Origin of the sequence: Niallia oryzisoli, assembly GCF_036670025.1 — a bacterium.
Classification (GTDB): Bacteria; Bacillota; Bacilli; order Bacillales; family Cytobacillaceae; genus Bacillus_BD; species Bacillus_BD oryzisoli.
Genome location: NZ_CP137640.1, coordinates 3,149,994 through 3,167,061, shown reverse-complemented (window position 1 = coordinate 3,167,061; position 17,068 = coordinate 3,149,994). Strand labels below are relative to the sequence as shown.

Here is a 17,068-nt window from a genome sequence, read left to right as displayed (position 1 = left end):
AAAACATGTTCAACTAGGGGAGGGACCAATATGGCAAAAGTATTAGTGTTAGGTGAAATACGTCAAGGTGAGTTACGTAATGTTTCCTTTGAAGCCATTGCAGCAGCAAAGCAAGTGGCAAATGGAGGAGAAGTGGTTGGAATATTATTAGGTGCAAATGCCGCAAGTCTTGCTAATAGAATGATTCATTATGGGGCAGATCGTGTATTAGTTTCTGAACACAGTGATTTACATGCCTATACACCTGATGGTTATACACAGGCTATCATGCAGGTAGTAGAAGTGGAAAAGCCAGAAGGATTGATTCTCGGTCATACATCGATCGGAAAGGATCTATCACCACGGATTGCGGCAAAACTTAAATCAGGGTTAATTTCAGATGCGGTCAGTCTTGATGTAACCGGAGATGATGTTGTTTTTACTCGACCTATATACTCTGGGAAAGCATTTGAGAAAAAACTAGTAACAGACGGGTTAATTTTTGCCACGATCAGACCAAATAATATCGAACCATTGGAAAAAGAAGAATCACGCATAGGTGAAGTGACTATGGTTGATCTCGAAATCAAAAACCTAAGAACGATTATTAAAGAGGTTGTTCGTAAAACGACGAGTGGAGTCGACCTTTCAGAAGCAAAAATTATCGTTTCCGGCGGACGCGGTGTCAAAAGTAAAGATGGGTTTAAAGTTTTACAGGAGCTGGCGGATGCATTAGGCGGTGCAGTCGGGGCATCACGCGGTGCTTGTGATGCCGACTTCTGTGATTATTCAATGCAGATTGGTCAAACAGGAAAAGTTGTGACACCGGACCTTTATATTGCGTGTGGAATATCAGGTGCAATCCAACACATTGCCGGTATGTCTAACTCAAAAGTGATTGTTGCGATAAACAAAGACCCTGAAGCGAATATTTTCAGCATCGCTGATTATGGAATTGTCGGTGATTTATTTGAAGTAGTGCCGTTATTAGTTGAAGAGTTTAAGAGTATTGCAGTTAACTAAAGGCAATTTTCAATGGGAGGAATTCATCTCCTCCCGTTTATTTCAACTATGGGGGATAAACGATGTTATCATTACTGAATTTACTTGCTTTCCTAGCCGTGGCTGGATATGCAGTCTATTTGTTTGTCAATCTAGTATACACAAGGTATTTGTTTATCAAGCTTGGTAAAAAAGCAGAGTTTGAACCAAACTTGAAAGAAAGATTGAATCTCGTAGTAACCAACGGCTTCGGCCAGTCCAAATTATTCAAAGACAAGAAGAGCGGATTGATGCATTTGGTATTATTTTATACCTTTTTTATCATCCAAGTCGGTCTTATTGAACTAATTATAAAAGGATTTATCAAAGGTTATGAATTTCCTTTTGGTGAAGCACATAAATATTTTAGTCTTTTGCAGGAGTGGGCTACGTTCCTTATGCTCTTGGCTGTCGTCTATGCCTTTTACCGCCGTTACGGTGAAAAGTTAAAGCGCTTGCAATGGAAACGTAATGACAAAGCAGCTTTTGTTTATATTGCCTTATGTACCCTTACATCATCCATTCTGCTTACATTGGGATTTGAAGCAGTTATGTTAAATCATGAACCGGTTCTCGTTTATGCACCATTTTCTGGTTCAATTGCACTGCTGTTTTCCGGTATTGGAACAGATGCTGGAACGGTACTGTTCTACATATTTTGGTGGATTCATATGCTGACTGTCTTTACATTCCTCGTGTTTGTCCCGCAGTCAAAGCAATTTCATGAATTATTTGCGATGGTTAATATCTTCTTTAAAAAGAGCGGCCCTGTAGGAAAATTAAGGAAGATTGATTTTGAAGATGAGACGGCAGAAGAATTTGGAGTCGGTAAAATTGAGGATTTTACACAGCAGCAGTTGATAGATTTGTACGCATGTGCAGAATGCGGTCGATGTACAAATATGTGCCCGGCTTCAGGTACAGGAAAAACGTTATCGCCAATGGACTTGATTGTAAAAATGAGGGACCATTTAACAGAAAAAGGAGCTGCCGTTACATCGAGACAGCCATGGGCTCCTGCCTTTGCGTTTAAAAACACAAGAGCCAACCAGCTAGCCTTAGCGGCTGAAAGTGGTGCAGGGGAAGTGGCTGCCACAATGGAAAGTGTTCGTTTAATTGGTGATGTCATTACAGAAGAAGAAATTTGGGCCTGTACAACGTGCCGCAACTGTGAGGATCAATGTCCGGTAGCGAATGAGCATGTGGATAAAATTATCGACCTCCGCCGCTACCTTGTTCTAACAGAAGGAAACATGAATAGTGATGCCCAGCGTGCGATTACGAATATTGAGCGGCAGGGTAATCCTTGGGGAATGAACCGCAAGGAACGAGCCAACTGGCGTGATGCAGTGGAAGATGTGACCGTCCCAACAGTAAAGGAGCTGAAGAAAGCAGGAGAAGAGTTTGAGTATCTTTTCTTTGTCGGCTCAATGGGTTCCTATGATAATCGAAGTCAAAAGCTGACGCAGGCATTCGTGCGCGTGCTGAATCAGGCTGGTGTAAAATTTGCCATTCTTGGAAACGAGGAAAAGAATTCCGGTGATACGCCGCGACGAATTGGGAATGAATTTTTATTCCAGGAGCTGGCAAATGCCAATATTGAAACCTTTAAAAAGTATAATGTGCATAAAATCGTAACGATGGATCCTCATGCCTTTAACACAATGAAAAACGAGTATCCTGAATTCGGTCTTGAAGCAGAAGTGTTCCATCATACAGAATTACTCTCAACATTAATAAATCAAGGAAAATTAGTACCAAAGAATGTTGTAGATGAAACGATTACATTCCATGATTCCTGTTATTTAGGACGCTACAATAATGTGTTTGATGCTCCTCGTGATATTTTAAAGGCTATTCCAGGTGTCAAACTTCAAGAAGCAGAAAGAAACAGGGAAAACGCCATGTGCTGCGGGGCCGGCGGCGGACGAATGTGGATGGAAGAAGATACAGGAACACGTATCAATCTTGCTAGGACAGAGCAGCTTCTTGAAAAAAACCCGACGATTATTGCCAGCGGCTGTCCTTATTGTTTAACGATGATCAGTGATGGAACAAAGGCAAAAGAAGTGGATGAAAAGGTCCAAACATTTGATGTAGTAGAAATTTTAGAAAAATCACTTTAAACATGTTATCTTTAGGTGTAGTCAATCTTAAAAATGCAGGATTGGCTGCTCCTAATAGTGTCAAAAAACTTAGGTGTATTGGCCTTCTAAAATTCTTATTATTCTAAATAGTATTTCAACAGAACAGGTGTTCAAATATTGGAGGAAAGCAAAATGAAAATTGAAAAGGTTATGGTAGTAGGTTCAGGCCAAATGGGCAGTGGAATTTCCCAAGTATTGGCGCAAACTGGCTACCAGGTAGTGATGAATGACATCAAAAAAGAATATGTTGAGAAAGGAATCGCAAAAATCTCGAAACAATTGGACCGTGAAATCCAAAAAGGCCGGAGAACCGAAGAAGAAAAAGCAGCGCTCCTTTCAAGAATTACCATTTCAACGGAGCTTGAGGACGCTAAGGATGTGCAATTGGTGATTGAAGCTGCTACTGAAAATAAAGAGATTAAGCTTGGCATTTTCCGTAAGCTGGATGAAGTGGCACCTGAAAACGCCATTTTAGCATCCAATACATCTTCATTACCGATTACTGAAATTGCAGCCGTTACTAATCGTCCTGAAAAAGTGATTGGCATGCATTTCTTCAATCCCGTGCCGGTCATGAAACTTGTTGAAGTAAATAGAGGATTAGCAACCTCTGATGAAACATTTTCAATTATTGAGGATTTGGCAAAGGAAATGAAAAAAGTGCCTGTCGCTATTAAAGATTTTCCTGGTTTTGCCGTGAATCGCATTTTAATTCCAATGATAAATGAGGCGATATATGCCGTATATGAAGGAATTGCTTCGCCTGAAGGCATTGACGAAGTCATGAAACTTGGGGCTAATCACCCAATGGGACCGATTACCCTTGCTGATTATATTGGCTTAGATACCTGCTTAGCAATTATGGAGGTTCTGTATGAAGGATTTGGAGATCCAAAATACCGCCCATGCCCGCTTTTAAGAAAATATGTGGAAGCTGGCTGGCTTGGTGTGAAGACAGGACGTGGATTCTATGTCTATAACTAAGGGAGATAAAACGATTATGGATTTTAACTCGATTAACTATGTAGTAGAAGAAAATATTGCGATTATAACAATTAATCGACCCAAGTTTTTAAACGCACTTAATACAGAGGTACTGAAAGAATTATCTGACGCAGTTGATATCATTGCGGCAGATACCGCAGTTCGTGCTGTTATTGTAACGGGTGCCGGTGAAAAGGCGTTTGTTGCAGGAGCAGATATTGCGGAAATGCAAAATAAAGATGTGCTGGAAGCCCGTGAGTTTTCTAGTTTAGGAAATAAGATCTTTTCCAAGCTTGAAAATTTGACTAAACCTGTTATTGCCGCCGTAAATGGCTTTGCTCTTGGAGGCGGCTGTGAACTGGCCATGGCATGTGACATTCGCATTGCTGGGAACAAAGTAAAATTTGGTCAGCCCGAAGTAGGGCTTGGAATTATGACAGGATTTGGCGGCTCACAACGATTAGCGCGTCTTGTTGGAGCGGGAAGAGCAAAGGAATTATTATTTACAGGTGAGATGATCAATGCTGAACGCGCAAATGAAATTGGCCTCGTAAACCGGGTGGTTGATTCATCCGAAGTACTCGAGGAAGCAAAAAGAATGGCGCAAATGATTGCCTCGAAAGCACCACTTGGCGTCAGCTTCACGAAAAAAGCGGTTAATGAAGGCTTAAACCTTGATCTTGAACGAGCATTATCCTTGGAAGTAGAGTTATTTGGTGCCCTTTTCTCGACAAAAGACCAGACAGTAGGAATGACTGCCTTTTTAGAAAAACGGCAGGCTGTTTTTAGCGGGGAATAATAAGAAGTTTGTTAGACTTATAGTTTCGTAAAAGTTTAGACCATTAGGGGAGGCTTATATGAGTTTAATAACGTTATATCAATCAAAGATTACTACGGCAGAAGAAGCCGTTCGTTTTGTTGAACCAGGGGAGGTTATTGTTTTTCCAATTAATCCTGGAGAACCTCCTGCTTTATTAGCAGCTCTGCCGACCAATCAAAAGCTTCAGGGGAACTCAATTTACCGAATGCTTCCTGGGTATCCGCTCTTAGAGGCAGCCCCGGAAGTATTAAAGCAAGTGTCTATTTTCTTAAGCGGTCACGATCGAATGGCATTTAGTGAAGGAATCAGTGATTTACTGCCTAATCACTTTTCCGATATACCGGCATTACTAAAACATGCATCGGAAAGCCCAGTAATTATGGCAGCCGTATCTTCAATGGATGATGAAGGCTATTTTTCGCTTGGAACAAGTGTCAGCTATGTTGGGGATCTGCTACAGGATGCAAAAACAATTATTCTTGAAGTCAATCAAAAGATGCCCCGTACCTTTGGCGAGCAGAACCGCATCCATATCAGCCAGGTTACGGCACTGATCGAAAATGATTTTGATTTGCCTTTGCTACCTGAGCCGATTTTGAACGATAAGGATACGAAAATCGGTCAGACGATTGCAGACTTAATACGAAATGGTGATACGCTGCAAATAGGTTTTGGATCTATGCCCAATGCGGTAATGGAGTATTTAAAGGACCACCGTGATTTAGGGATTTATACAGAGATGCTTCCTGATAAAGTAGTAGATTTATATGAAAAAGGCGTGATCACCAATGCCAATAAAAAAATCTACAAAGGGAAAACAACGGCAACTTTTGCCCTTGGATCAAGACGATTATATGATTTCATGAACAATAATGAGGATATTTTTATGCTGCCATGTCAGGTAAGTAATGATCTTCGTAATATTGCGCAGCTTGATAACCTAGTCTCTGTGAATTCTACTGTTGAGGTCGATTTCCTTGGTCAGTGTAATTCTGAGGTTGTTGCTGGAAAATATTATTCTTCCACCGGCGGTCAGGCAGATTTCGCAAAAGGGGTTCGTATGACTGAAAACGGCCGCGGAATTATCTGCCTCTATTCAACAGCAAAGAATGATACGATTTCGAAAATTGTTCCAAAGCTTTCTGAAGGAGCCGTTGTTAGCACGTCGAAAAATGATGTGGATATTGTGGTAACCGAATTCGGCAAGGCCGAGCTGCGAGGGAAAACCGTGCAGGGTCGGACAGAAGCATTGATTAATATTGCTCATCCAAAGTTTAGAGAGCAGCTTACGTTTGAGGCCATCAAACGGGGATTCCTTCCAAAGAAGAACTTTTATATGCTTTAATAGATTAGTAGGGTCAATTTCTCACTGCAGGCATTAGCAGAGGATTGACCCTATTTAAATTGGATTAAAATAAGAATGAACCTCAAATCTCTTTATTAATTGGGATAAGAATACTATTATTAGAAATATCAAACGATTCTTTTTTAGTAAAGGGGTTAATGTTGGATATGAATCGACCTACTTTAAATATCAATCAAAAAAATGATCTCCTATATGTGAATGATGAAAGACATTTACTACTTCCAAGCAGCTCATTTGGAATTTTACAACGAGATTTAGTTGAACATATTGGTTTACACCGTATGAAAACCTTTTTTTTCAAACACGGCGAGAATATAGGCATCAATGATGCAACAGAGGTTATGAAAAATTCATCTATGAGTATCACAGAAAAAATTGATCATTACATCGCCCTTCGCTCTTTAAAAGGCTACGTAAAATCAACAATTCAGGAAAAAGAACTAACAATAGAAGCTGAGGAAGTGACAACCTTTAGGTTCAAAGGAATTTGGGAAGATTCATTTGAAGCTGAACAATATATTCAACATATGGGTATATCCGATCATCCGATTTGTTATACACTTATGGGCTATGCAAGCGGGGCTATCTCCTATATTTTAGGTAAACAAGTATTTTTTAAAGAACATCAATGCAAAGGAGAGGGGGCACCCTATTGTGTATGGGAAGGTCGCTTAGTTTCTGATTGGGAAGATAATGCTTATCAAGAGTTTCTCGATAATAGGGAACTCCTGATCTTAAAAGAGCTTGAGCAAACGTATGAAAAGCTTCTCCATGAGAAAAATAATCTATCAATGGTGATGCAATTGGAGCAGAAGCTGACAGATAGTGTTGCGAAAGGCATAAATATGAAAGAAATGCTGGAAATCGTTGAAAAGCAAATCCTTGTGCCTGTTGTGGTTGAGGATATATATCAACAGGTTGTGTTAGTAAAGGGAATGACAAAAGAGGAATACGAGCCGCTTAAAAAGGATTTTTTTTCTATTATCCAAACAGAAGCACCCATTCAAACCATTGCAAAAATGCAACATTCGAATTTTACCAGACTGGTATCTCCTATTTATCTACAGGAAAAAATTGTTGGCTATTGTTCATTTTTATATAAAGAATATAAGAGTAACTATGAAATTGATTCAATGATGATCAATAGGGTATCAACTGTATGCTCTGTTATCCTATTAAATGAAAAAGTAAAATTGGAATCGACGGAGCGTATGAAAGGATATTTCTTTGAAGAAATCATGAATGGAAAATATCATACAGAACAGGCGATTATGAGTAAGGCATTGTTTATCGATTTGGATTTTACAGGTGGATATCATGCGATTCACCTTAAATATATCGTGCCGAATAAACATTATAAACTCCATCCCGGCTTACATAATGAAATCTTTGAATCGGTTACCAAATATATGTCTGATAAAGGGATTCATATCTTAATCGGCGAAAAAACGGACAGCTTATTGTTACTTGTACCCATTAAACAATTAGGAGAGAAAAGCATTGAGCACGTCATCTATCCGTTTATGTCCTATTTAAGGAAAAGACTGCGTGGAATGTTATGGTTTGCGGGAGTTAGTTCCAAACATGATCGAGTGTTAGATGAAGTAAAGGGAGCCTTTAATGAAGCATATACAGCGGTAAAGCTTTCTACAAAGGATACACCTGTTACATTCTTTTATGAATTAGGGATTCTTGGTGTCTTGGTTAATGATGAAAATAAAGCAGCAATCCGAAACCTTGCTGAATGTACATTAGGTGATTTATATAAAGATCTTGATCAGGGTAAAGCGGAGTTAATCGAGACATTGTATACGTTTCTGACGAATGGCGGGAATTTTGAACAAACAGCAGAGCAATTGTCCATCTCAATCAGCGGACTCCGATATCGAATCAATAAAATTATAAAACTATTAGGAAGTGATTTCCGTGACCCCGAAAGAAGATTCCAATTACTTTTATCATTAAAAGCATTACTTGTTTTGGAAGATAAGTGGCTTGAAATACAAAAATAAATTTGAATTATTGATTTGCAACTATTTTTAATCATAATTCTATTAAATCCCACATACATTTCTAGTAATAGTAGAGTTACTAGATAGGTGGCCTATTACTATAAATGATCACGATATGGGGGAGTAGAAATGTCCGAAATCAAATATAGTCAATATGACTTAATTAATAAGGAAATAAAGGAGTTAGATGAAAGAGGTTTTGCGAATCGATTCATGAATTTCATTTTAACGGATAGAAGACTGGTATTTAAAGTGAAGGTGCCAAATGACCTTTATTACCGTGCGGAAATTCTATGTGAAGATGTTGTGAAAATGAGTGAGAACGAAAAAGCCTTCACTCAAGCTCAGTTAGTAGAGTATATTTTTCAGGAATACCTTGATGAAGTCCGGAAAAAAGATGGAAATCTGCGTTCTTTTCAAATGAAATTAAATAACCGAATGAAGGATTTACCGATGATTAATGGACAGCCCTTACTTCCGCAAAAAAGTAGAACAACCCTTCATACGAAAATTGGCAGGAAAGAGGTCCGTCGCGCTGAAGTGTTTCTTCAGGATTTAGCTTTCCTCTCCAATCATGATCTGACAGTTGAAAAATTAATCGAAATTGTATATTTAGACTTTTTGGTTGAATATCAGCAGGGCAGACGAAAAAATGTCCTAAAGGAAATTGTTGAGAAGCTTGGCCTTTAATATCATATAAAACCTCCTATACGGTTATGTTTTATATATTAAAAAATACAAATAATACAATATTTAGTAATATATATTTTTTTAGAGAATCTACCATATAGGAATTAATTCATTTTAACAATCATTTTTCTTAACAAAGAGGGCATGATATACATGATAAGATTTGATTTGGAGGTTGTTATGCCCGAATTTGTAGTTATTATTGGCAGATCAGTATTATCGTTCCTTGTTTTGTTCACCCTCGCAAGAATCCTTGGAAAAAAGCAGCTTTCACAACTCACGTTCTTTGATTATGTTGTGGGGATTGCAATTGGTGATATGGCATCGACGATTTCATTTGATACTTCAATGAAGTTTTTAAATGGAGTTACCAGTTTGGTTGTTTACACAGGATTATCGCTGCTTATGTATTTCGGCGCGATGAAATCCTTTAAATTTCGAGATTTAGTTGAAAGTAGTCCATCTATTTTAGTAAAAAACGGAAAAGTTATGGAGAAAACCTTGGCAAAGCACAAGCTGACCTTTGATGATCTACTAAATGGGTTAAGAGTACAAGGTGCTTTTAACCTTTCTGAAGTTGAAGTAGCTATTTTAGAAACAGATGGACAAATTAGTGTGATGAAAAAACCTCAATATCAGTCGTTAACTCCTAATGATATTGGTTTAAATGTGGCAGAAGATCATGCGCCATCTCTCATTATCATAGATGGAGTCTTTTTAGAAAAACGCCTGCAGTATCTTGGTTATTCAAAAGAGTGGTTACTAGAAGAACTCAGAAAAAAAGGGGCAGAGGATATAAAAGACGTCTTTTTAGCCCAACTTAATTCGGATGGATCGTTATATGTAGATTTATATAATGATGAACAAAAATTGGAACAAGATAATCAAAAGCCACAACTTACGGCAAATTTACGAAGAATACAGGCTGATATTGAAAAAATTGCTGCTCAAACGAATGATAAACATGCAAAGAAAATGTATTATAATCAATCAGAGGAAATAGAAAATGTCATACAGAAGATTAAACCATACTCAAAAGAAAAACCAACTTAGCTTTTAGTTGGTTTTTTTGCTTAATATTAGGCGATTCTTTCTTTTATTTTCACATATGTTATGACCCTTTTTGGGTAAAATTAAATATCGAGTTAAAAATTTATGAATATAAATAATGATTTAGTTAAACGATATAATATCATCCATTCTGTGAAGTAGTAAACGATAGAATATGTATTATGCATAAATGGAATAATCGGGAGGACAAAAATGAGAAGGATCAATCCAGGTTCCGTCAATTCTTACATAAAATATGGAAATCTTAAAATACCGAAGATTATTCAATGTGAGTGCCCCGGATGTAGAAAGACAACTGAATTTATGCTTAATGCAAACTACCAGAGCAGTAAGAATGGCATTGTAACAGAATGCAGCTGTCCTGAATGTAAAAAGCAGTCTGCCTTTATCATCATGACGAAGGAAGTGACAGATGAACAGGGGGAGTATGCTGATACGTATATTTACGATCTGCAGGATTCGATACATCCTATCCATCAAATTGAAAATCTGCCGAATATTCCTAAGGATCTTATCAGGGCGTATCGTTCAGCCATTAATGTTCATCAATCAAGAGAAACTTCAGCCACAGCGGTTATGTCGAAACGCGTAGTTGAAAGTATCCTGAAACATTTTCTAGGTGAAAAGAGCAATGGTCAGCCCTTGTCAAAACAGCTGGAACTCCTTCCTGATAGAGTAGATTTAGCAAAGCCGATACGTTCCCTAAGCAAGCTGTTGGAAACGGATAAGACACTGCATCGGATGCTTGAATTGGAAATGGAAATGGATTACGAGACAACTACCCTATTAATGGACTTATTGGAAAGCCTAATTGAATATCTCTTTATCCTGCCAGGGAAAATCGAAGTAACCAATTCAAAATTAGCCAATAAATTTCAATAGCATGGAGTATTTGATACATATTTTCTTCAGTAGCTGCTTTCAATAAAGCAGCTTCTTTTTAAGATATATTCATATTTCTCAAAATGTTCATTCGACACTCCAATTGAACAATGATATAACTAACTTGAAAATTGATTTATATTTTAGAATAGAAAAAATTCCTGCATTTCATATTGAATGAATAGGAGAGATGAAAAATTTGAGAAAAAATACACTAAAGGAAAAAATAAATCAAAAGAATAGGGTATTTGGTACTTGGATTATGACCAATAGCCTCGATAATGCAGAAATTCTTGGCCATACCGGGGTAGATTTTATTATGATTGATGCGGAGCATGGTTCAATGGATCTTGAATCAGCAGGAAAAATGGTCTCGGTCATCAGAGGTACACGGGCAACTCCGCTCTTAAGGGCTGCTGGAAACGAAAAATCTCTTATTAAAAGAGGACTTGATACAGGAGCCTCAGGAATCATGATTCCAATGGTTAATACAAAGGAGGAAGCAGAAGAGGCAGTAAGCTATTGTAAATATCCGCCTGATGGGGTGCGTGGAATGGGTGCAGGCCGGGCTGTTTTATTCGGTGCTGCAGCAGAGGATTACGAGGACTATTATGCGCGGGCAAACGAAGAATTACTGGTGATTCTCCAAATTGAGCATTATTCGGCAGTCGATAATATTGAAGAAATTCTCTCTGTTCCCGATATCGACATCGCCTTCATAGGACCCTATGATTTAAGTACATCTATGGGACTTCAAGGCCAGTTGAATCATCCTGACGTCCTGAAAAGCTATCAAAAGGTAATAGCTGCCTGTGAAAAATACAATGTGACTCCAGGTATCATGACTTGGACAGATGGAATTCAACAGCATCTTGACATGGGCTTTAAATTTCTTCTCGGCGGTATGGACGGTGCCATTCTGTATAATGGAGTGAAACAGCTGGTAAGTGAATTTAACAGCTTTACAAAGTAAAAACAAGAGATGTCAGGCACCACAAAATGATAACATTTGTCTTTTGTGGTGCTGACACCTCTATTCTTCGGAAGATGATTAAATAACAATTCCTCTTTCTGAAATCACAATATCCCACATCTTAGCATTTAGTACAGAATGAGTAGCCTTAGGATATAATTTTCTAACATATTTATTTATAACAATACTGTCAATAAGATATTGATTTAGTGCTTGATCCCATTCTTGTGGGTGGATTTGATGGTATGCGATATGATTTAAGACTCTTCTTATTCGTTTTTTTGCTGAAGCTGCAACACAAACCATCCACCAGTCCCATGCAGGCTGTCCCATACAAAAGCCTTCATCCTTATAAATGTTAATTAATTTTTTATCAAAGAAGAAATAGTCAATTCCATTACTGACTGTTCCGTTAGGTTCATTTATATGATGAACATCAACCCGATGACCATAAATAAGACTACCCTGTGCTTTTACAAAAATACGATTAATAAAACCTTCGTCAATATTCCTAAAATGGATATCAGAATTTATTATTCCGCAAACCCTATAATTTGTCAGTTTTAAATAACGCATAAAATCAAAAATATAAATATAAGGTGTTCCAAATCGTTCTCTTCCGCTTCTATTAACAATATGGAACTCGATATCTGGGAAATATGGTTTTAGAGTGTCTGCTTCCTCTTGCGTATTTAAGGATACAACTTTAAAACCAGCTAATAGCCAAGTATCAATGGCGCTTCTCTGTATATCGATCCTTTTAGGTGCAATAGAGGTAGCAAGAATAATTTTTTTTCGGTTGGAGGATGTTGAAGCAGGTTTTATATGTGTATTGATGGTTTGTGGATTCAAATCTTGAATAGCAGCAGGATTGTCCCTTTTTTCATTGCTATTTTCAAAATAAATTCCAGTTTTCGATATAACAATATCCCACATTTTGGCATTTAATTCTTGGTAACTGGCTTGAGGATATAACTTTTTAAGATACTTATCAAAAACAATACTTTCAATCAGGTATTGGTTTAGTGATTCATACCAGGTTTGAGGATGAAGTTCGTGAAAGGCGATTTGACTTAATACCCTCTTGGTGCGTATTTTTGCTGCTGCAGCAACACAAACCATCCACCAGTCCCATGCAGGCTGTCCCATACAAAGGCCATCGTCTTGATAAATATCAATTATATTTTTATTAAAAAAGAAAAAATCAACTCCATTACAGACGGTTCCGCTTAAATCATTCAAACTATGAACATCAACCCGATGTCCATAAACAAGACCGTTACGGGCTTCATTGAAAACTTGATCAATAAAATTTTCGTTTACTCCTCTTAAATGAATATCGGAATTGATAATTCCGCAAACATCACCGCCATAATTCTTTAAAAACCTCATCATGTCATAGATATAAATATATGGTTTTCCATATCTTTCTATCGCGCTTCTTTCAACAACATGGAACTTGATATCAGGGAAAACTTGTTTAATCGTGTCGACTTCCTCTTGTGTATTTAAGGAGACAATTTGAAAACCGGCTTTTTGCCAGGAATCGATTGCCTTTCTTTGAATTTCGAGTCTTTTCGGTGAAATAGAGGTGGCAACAACGATTTGTTTTCTTTTCATGGTGTTTCCTGGATTATTGACAATTTTATTTCTCATGTCCTGTTCGTTTACTATTTGAAGTTGGTTTGTGGTACTAAATTTTGCATATTTATTATAGGTTTTTGCATTCTTATAACTGCTTTTCATCTTATTAAACCTCCAAAATTACTAAATGTACTTTTCATATCCATTCTTTTTAAGGATGCTAACCAGCGTCTTCACATCTTGTGCTCGATCCTTGGGACAGATCACGATCAAATTACCTATATTGACGATGATCATATCACTTATCCCAATTGTGGTAACTAAATTTTCAAGACTATAGATGATTGAATTGGTTGTATCGATTCCCAAATGCTTCCCAAAAACAGAATTCCCATCCTCATTCTCATCAATAATGAGAGATAAAGAATCCAAGCTGCCTATATCGTACCAATTGAACGAACCCTTAATAGCCAGAAGATTCTTGTTTTTTTCGAGAACTCCATAATCAAAGGATATTTCCAACAATTCTTCATAGTTTTTTTCTAAAATGGAATGGAAATCCTGTTCATGTTCATGTTTTAGAGCCTCAGTTAATTTCTTAAAATGTTCAGGAATGAATTGTTGTATTTCACCTAGGAAAGCTTGAAAACTCCCGACTACCATGCCGCTGTTCCATAAATAATTTTTCGATTCAATATATTCTTTAGCTTTATCAAAACTTGGCTTTTCCTTAAATTGGACGACATTTGCAGTAGATGAATGATTATATTCTTCTTGATTCACTTGAATGTAACCGAAGCCTGTTGCGGGGTATGTTGGAGTAACCCCTATAATAATGAGCTTCTTACTCTTTTCAGCTGCTTGATAGGACTGTTTAATGGAGGATAGGTAATCTTCCTTATCCTGTACATAACTATCTGCCGGAATAAAACAAACCAATCCATGCTTAAATCTTTTAGCTAAAGATAACGTTGCAAATGTGATACAAGCAGCCGTGTTTTTACTTAAAGGCTCTAGAATAATATTTGTGTCAGGTATTAAATTTTTTAGCATCTCTTTGGTCAGTGTATGGTACTGGATATTTGTAATAACAAAACAGTTTTCTCTAGGTACCAGTTCCTGAATACGTTCAATGGTTTGAACAAGCAGCGGCTTATTTCCATCGATTGCAATGAACTGTTTTGGCTTTTTTTCCTTTGAGAGTGGCCAAAGTCTAGTGCCTGCACCTCCTGCCATAATAATGGCGTATTTTTCTTCCAATTATAATCACGCTCCATCGGATTGAATTCGCACTTTCTTCTAAATAAAAGCATCTATTTATCTATTTTTTTGTAGTAGTCATATGTTTTTCTTAGTCCATCTTCTAAACACATAGTAGCTTTCCAGCCCAAGGTTTCCAGTTTTGAAATATCTAATCGTTTTCTTGGCGTACCATCAGGTTTTGACTTATCAAATACGATTTCACCGTTGTAACCTATGATTCTCTTGATTAAATGGGCAAGCTCTAAAATACTGATTTCTTTTCCAGTGCCAATATTTATATGTTCATGGTTCTCATAATTTTCCATTAGGAAAATACATGCATATGCCAGATCATCTACATATAAAAACTCTCTTAAGGCAGTGCCTGAACCCCACAGTTCAACAGTTGGGCTATTTAATCGCTTCGCATGTTCCATTTTTGTGATAATCGCAGGTATTACATGAGAATGGTTAGCATCGAATCTGTCATTTGGTCCATACAAGTTTGTCGGCATAGCACTTATAAAATTTGTTCCATACTGCTGATTAAAATACTGGCACATTTTTAAACCTGATATTTTCGCCAGTGCATATGCTTCATTCGTCGGTTCTAAAGCTCCTGTCAAAAGGTATTCTTCTTTTATCGGCTGAGGGCAAAGTTTTGGATAGATACAAGAACTTCCTAAAAAAAGAAGTTTCTTAACATTATTGTTAAAAGCACTTCTTATCACATTACACTCAATGAGTAAGTTTTCCATGATAAAGTCAGCAGGATACGTATTGTTTGCTCCTATACCTCCAACCTTTGCAGCTGCTAAAAAAACATATTCTATGTTTTCATCTGCAAAAAATTTTTCCACGGCTGCTTGATTTGTTAGATCAAGCTCTTTTCGGGTTTTAACAACAATATTCTTATAGCCTTTTTTGTGAAGGGTATTAACTAAGGAAGAGCCAACAAGTCCAGTATGACCAGCAACATATATCCGGCTATTTATTTCCATTATATACAACACCTTTGTTTGTCTTAGAATAAAAAAGATTAACCATTTAAATCACTTTGAACCATCATTTCAACAAGCTTTTCAAACGAAACCTTCTGTGTCCAGCCAAGTTTATTCTTCGCTTTGGTTGGATCTCCTAATAGCAAATCCACTTCGCTAGGTCTAAAGTACTTTTCACTGACGGATACCAATTCCTTTCCTGTTTTCACATCAATTCCTTTTTCATTCAAGCCTTCACCGGTCCAAACTAATTCAATACCTGCATTTTTAAAGGCAAGCTCACAAAACTCCTTTACAGTATGAGTTTCTCCAGTTGCAATGACATAATCGTCCGGTATATCCTGCTGAAGCATTAACCACATTGCTTCCACATAATCTCGTGCAAAACCCCAGTCCCTTTTTGCCTGTAAATTTCCTAAAACAAGCTTTTCCTGTTTCCCTTTTAAAATATTGGCGATGCCTGTCGTTATTTTTCTAGTAACAAAGGTTTTGCCTCTTCTAGGGGATTCGTGATTGAAAAGAATTCCGTTACATGCGAATATGCCATATGCTTCACGATAGTTGACTGTGATCCAATAGGCATAAAGTTTTGCTGCAGCATATGGGCTTCTTGGATAAAAAGGGGTTTCCTCATTTTGCGGGACTTCTTTTACCTTGCCATATATTTCGCTAGATGAGGCCTGATAAAACTTAATCTTGGGATTTATTTCTTTTATGCTTTCCAGTATTCGTAAAGTGCCTAATGCATTCACGTCCGATGTATACTCAGGAATATCAAAAGATACCTTCACATGACTTTGTGCTCCTAGATTATAAAATTCAGTAGGTTGAATGTTGTAAATTAATTTACTCAAACTTCCGGAATCAGTTAAATCAGAAAAGTGCAAGTATAACCTCTGTTGAAGATTAGGACTGTCTAATAAATGATCAATTCTTTCAGTATTAAAAGAACTGTTTCTTCGGACAATCCCATGAACTTCATAGCCTTTGTCTAGCAAAAGCTCAGCTAAATAGGAACCGTCTTGTCCAGTAATTCCAGTAATTATAGCCTTTTTCACGCTATTTCCTCCTATTTAGAAAATTAATAAATTATATTAAAAAGGAAAAAAAATGATTGGACAACTATATACTTTTTTAAATTTTTTTTACTGGTGATTGTTGAATCGATTGTATCTGAATAATTTCCTTTTCTAAATAGGTTTTTGAATAAGCATTATTCATTTCTTAACATAACTTTTAATATAGAAAACTCTTTTTTCTATTTGCAATCAATAAT

Annotated in this window: 14 protein-coding genes; 10 read left to right on the top strand and 4 right to left on the bottom strand. The window is 37.1% G+C overall.

Translation table 11 applies throughout. The annotated features are described in order from the left end of the window. The first annotated feature begins 30 nt into the window (after window positions 1-30). The 10 genes from R4Z09_RS15855 to R4Z09_RS15810 all read left to right on the top strand — a co-directional run bounded on the left by R4Z09_RS15855 (window position 31) and on the right by R4Z09_RS15810 (window position 11,965). On the top strand, window positions 31-1,002 hold the full coding sequence (locus R4Z09_RS15855; RefSeq protein WP_338447728.1) for an electron transfer flavoprotein subunit alpha/FixB family protein: 972 nt from the start codon (window positions 31-33) through the stop codon (window positions 1,000-1,002). Between the two features lie 62 nt (window positions 1,003-1,064). Next, complete coding sequence (locus R4Z09_RS15850; protein ID WP_338447727.1) at window positions 1,065-3,146, top strand: (Fe-S)-binding protein; 2,082 nt, start codon at window positions 1,065-1,067, stop codon at window positions 3,144-3,146. Between the two features lie 153 nt (window positions 3,147-3,299). Continuing rightward, on the top strand, window positions 3,300-4,151 hold the full coding sequence (locus tag R4Z09_RS15845; protein ID WP_338447726.1) for a 3-hydroxybutyryl-CoA dehydrogenase: 852 nt from the start codon (window positions 3,300-3,302) through the stop codon (window positions 4,149-4,151). 16 nt (window positions 4,152-4,167) lie between these two features. Next, window positions 4,168-4,950 carry an enoyl-CoA hydratase-related protein gene (locus R4Z09_RS15840; protein WP_422392304.1) on the top strand — a complete coding sequence of 261 codons (783 nt, stop codon included), beginning with the start codon at window positions 4,168-4,170 and terminating at the stop codon, window positions 4,948-4,950. A 58-nt stretch (window positions 4,951-5,008) separates the two neighbouring features. Further along, complete coding sequence (locus R4Z09_RS15835) at window positions 5,009-6,316, top strand: acetyl-CoA hydrolase/transferase family protein (RefSeq protein WP_338447724.1); 1,308 nt, start codon at window positions 5,009-5,011, stop codon at window positions 6,314-6,316. Between the two features lie 167 nt (window positions 6,317-6,483). Then, the gene (locus R4Z09_RS15830; RefSeq protein WP_338447723.1) at window positions 6,484-8,349 is read left to right on the top strand and encodes a helix-turn-helix domain-containing protein; all 1,866 of its coding nucleotides are present in this window, start codon (window positions 6,484-6,486) and stop codon (window positions 8,347-8,349) included. 129 nt (window positions 8,350-8,478) lie between these two features. Continuing rightward, window positions 8,479-9,039: a hypothetical protein gene (locus tag R4Z09_RS15825; protein WP_338447722.1), complete on the top strand. Its 561-nt coding sequence runs from the start codon at window positions 8,479-8,481 to the stop codon at window positions 9,037-9,039. A 180-nt stretch (window positions 9,040-9,219) separates the two neighbouring features. Beyond that, entirely contained in the window at window positions 9,220-10,092 is an 873-nt protein-coding gene (locus R4Z09_RS15820; RefSeq protein ID WP_338447721.1) for a DUF421 domain-containing protein, read from the top strand. 210 nt (window positions 10,093-10,302) lie between these two features. Continuing rightward, window positions 10,303-10,992 (top strand): hypothetical protein, encoded by a 690-nt coding sequence (locus R4Z09_RS15815; protein ID WP_338447720.1) that lies wholly within the window; start codon window positions 10,303-10,305, stop codon window positions 10,990-10,992. Between the two features lie 199 nt (window positions 10,993-11,191). Next, window positions 11,192-11,965 (top strand): HpcH/HpaI aldolase family protein, encoded by a 774-nt coding sequence (locus tag R4Z09_RS15810; RefSeq protein WP_338447719.1) that lies wholly within the window; start codon window positions 11,192-11,194, stop codon window positions 11,963-11,965. Between the two features lie 78 nt (window positions 11,966-12,043). On the opposite strand, the gene R4Z09_RS15805 is transcribed toward R4Z09_RS15810, so the two are convergent. The 4 genes from R4Z09_RS15805 to gmd are packed head-to-tail and all read right to left on the bottom strand — an operon-like array spanning window position 12,044 to window position 16,850. Next, window positions 12,044-13,711: a hypothetical protein gene (locus R4Z09_RS15805; RefSeq protein ID WP_338447718.1), complete on the bottom strand. Its 1,668-nt coding sequence runs from the start codon at window positions 13,709-13,711 to the stop codon at window positions 12,044-12,046. Between the two features lie 21 nt (window positions 13,712-13,732). Next, a complete protein-coding gene (locus R4Z09_RS15800) occupies window positions 13,733-14,809 on the bottom strand; it encodes a mannose-1-phosphate guanylyltransferase (protein WP_338447717.1) in 1,077 nt (358 codons plus the stop codon). A 53-nt stretch (window positions 14,810-14,862) separates the two neighbouring features. After that, window positions 14,863-15,792: a GDP-L-fucose synthase gene (locus tag R4Z09_RS15795; protein WP_338447716.1), complete on the bottom strand. Its 930-nt coding sequence runs from the start codon at window positions 15,790-15,792 to the stop codon at window positions 14,863-14,865. A 38-nt stretch (window positions 15,793-15,830) separates the two neighbouring features. After that, window positions 15,831-16,850: a GDP-mannose 4,6-dehydratase gene (gmd, locus tag R4Z09_RS15790; protein ID WP_338447715.1), complete on the bottom strand. Its 1,020-nt coding sequence runs from the start codon at window positions 16,848-16,850 to the stop codon at window positions 15,831-15,833. Window positions 16,851-17,068: the final 218 nt, after the last annotated feature.

Coding starts and splice junctions, on each gene's coding strand:
- R4Z09_RS15840 (WP_422392304.1), top strand. CDS start 4,168: ATGGATTTTAACTCGATTAACTATGTAGTAGAAGAAAATATTGCGATT.
- R4Z09_RS15850 (WP_338447727.1), top strand. CDS start 1,065: ATGTTATCATTACTGAATTTACTTGCTTTCCTAGCCGTGGCTGGATAT.
- R4Z09_RS15845 (WP_338447726.1), top strand. CDS start 3,300: ATGAAAATTGAAAAGGTTATGGTAGTAGGTTCAGGCCAAATGGGCAGT.
- R4Z09_RS15795 (WP_338447716.1), bottom strand. CDS start 15,792: ATGGAAATAAATAGCCGGATATATGTTGCTGGTCATACTGGACTTGTT.
- R4Z09_RS15805 (WP_338447718.1), bottom strand. CDS start 13,711: ATGAAAAGCAGTTATAAGAATGCAAAAACCTATAATAAATATGCAAAA.
- R4Z09_RS15830 (WP_338447723.1), top strand. CDS start 6,484: ATGAATCGACCTACTTTAAATATCAATCAAAAAAATGATCTCCTATAT.
- R4Z09_RS15825 (WP_338447722.1), top strand. CDS start 8,479: ATGTCCGAAATCAAATATAGTCAATATGACTTAATTAATAAGGAAATA.
- R4Z09_RS15815 (WP_338447720.1), top strand. CDS start 10,303: ATGAGAAGGATCAATCCAGGTTCCGTCAATTCTTACATAAAATATGGA.
- R4Z09_RS15820 (WP_338447721.1), top strand. CDS start 9,220: ATGCCCGAATTTGTAGTTATTATTGGCAGATCAGTATTATCGTTCCTT.
- R4Z09_RS15835 (WP_338447724.1), top strand. CDS start 5,009: ATGAGTTTAATAACGTTATATCAATCAAAGATTACTACGGCAGAAGAA.
- R4Z09_RS15855 (WP_338447728.1), top strand. CDS start 31: ATGGCAAAAGTATTAGTGTTAGGTGAAATACGTCAAGGTGAGTTACGT.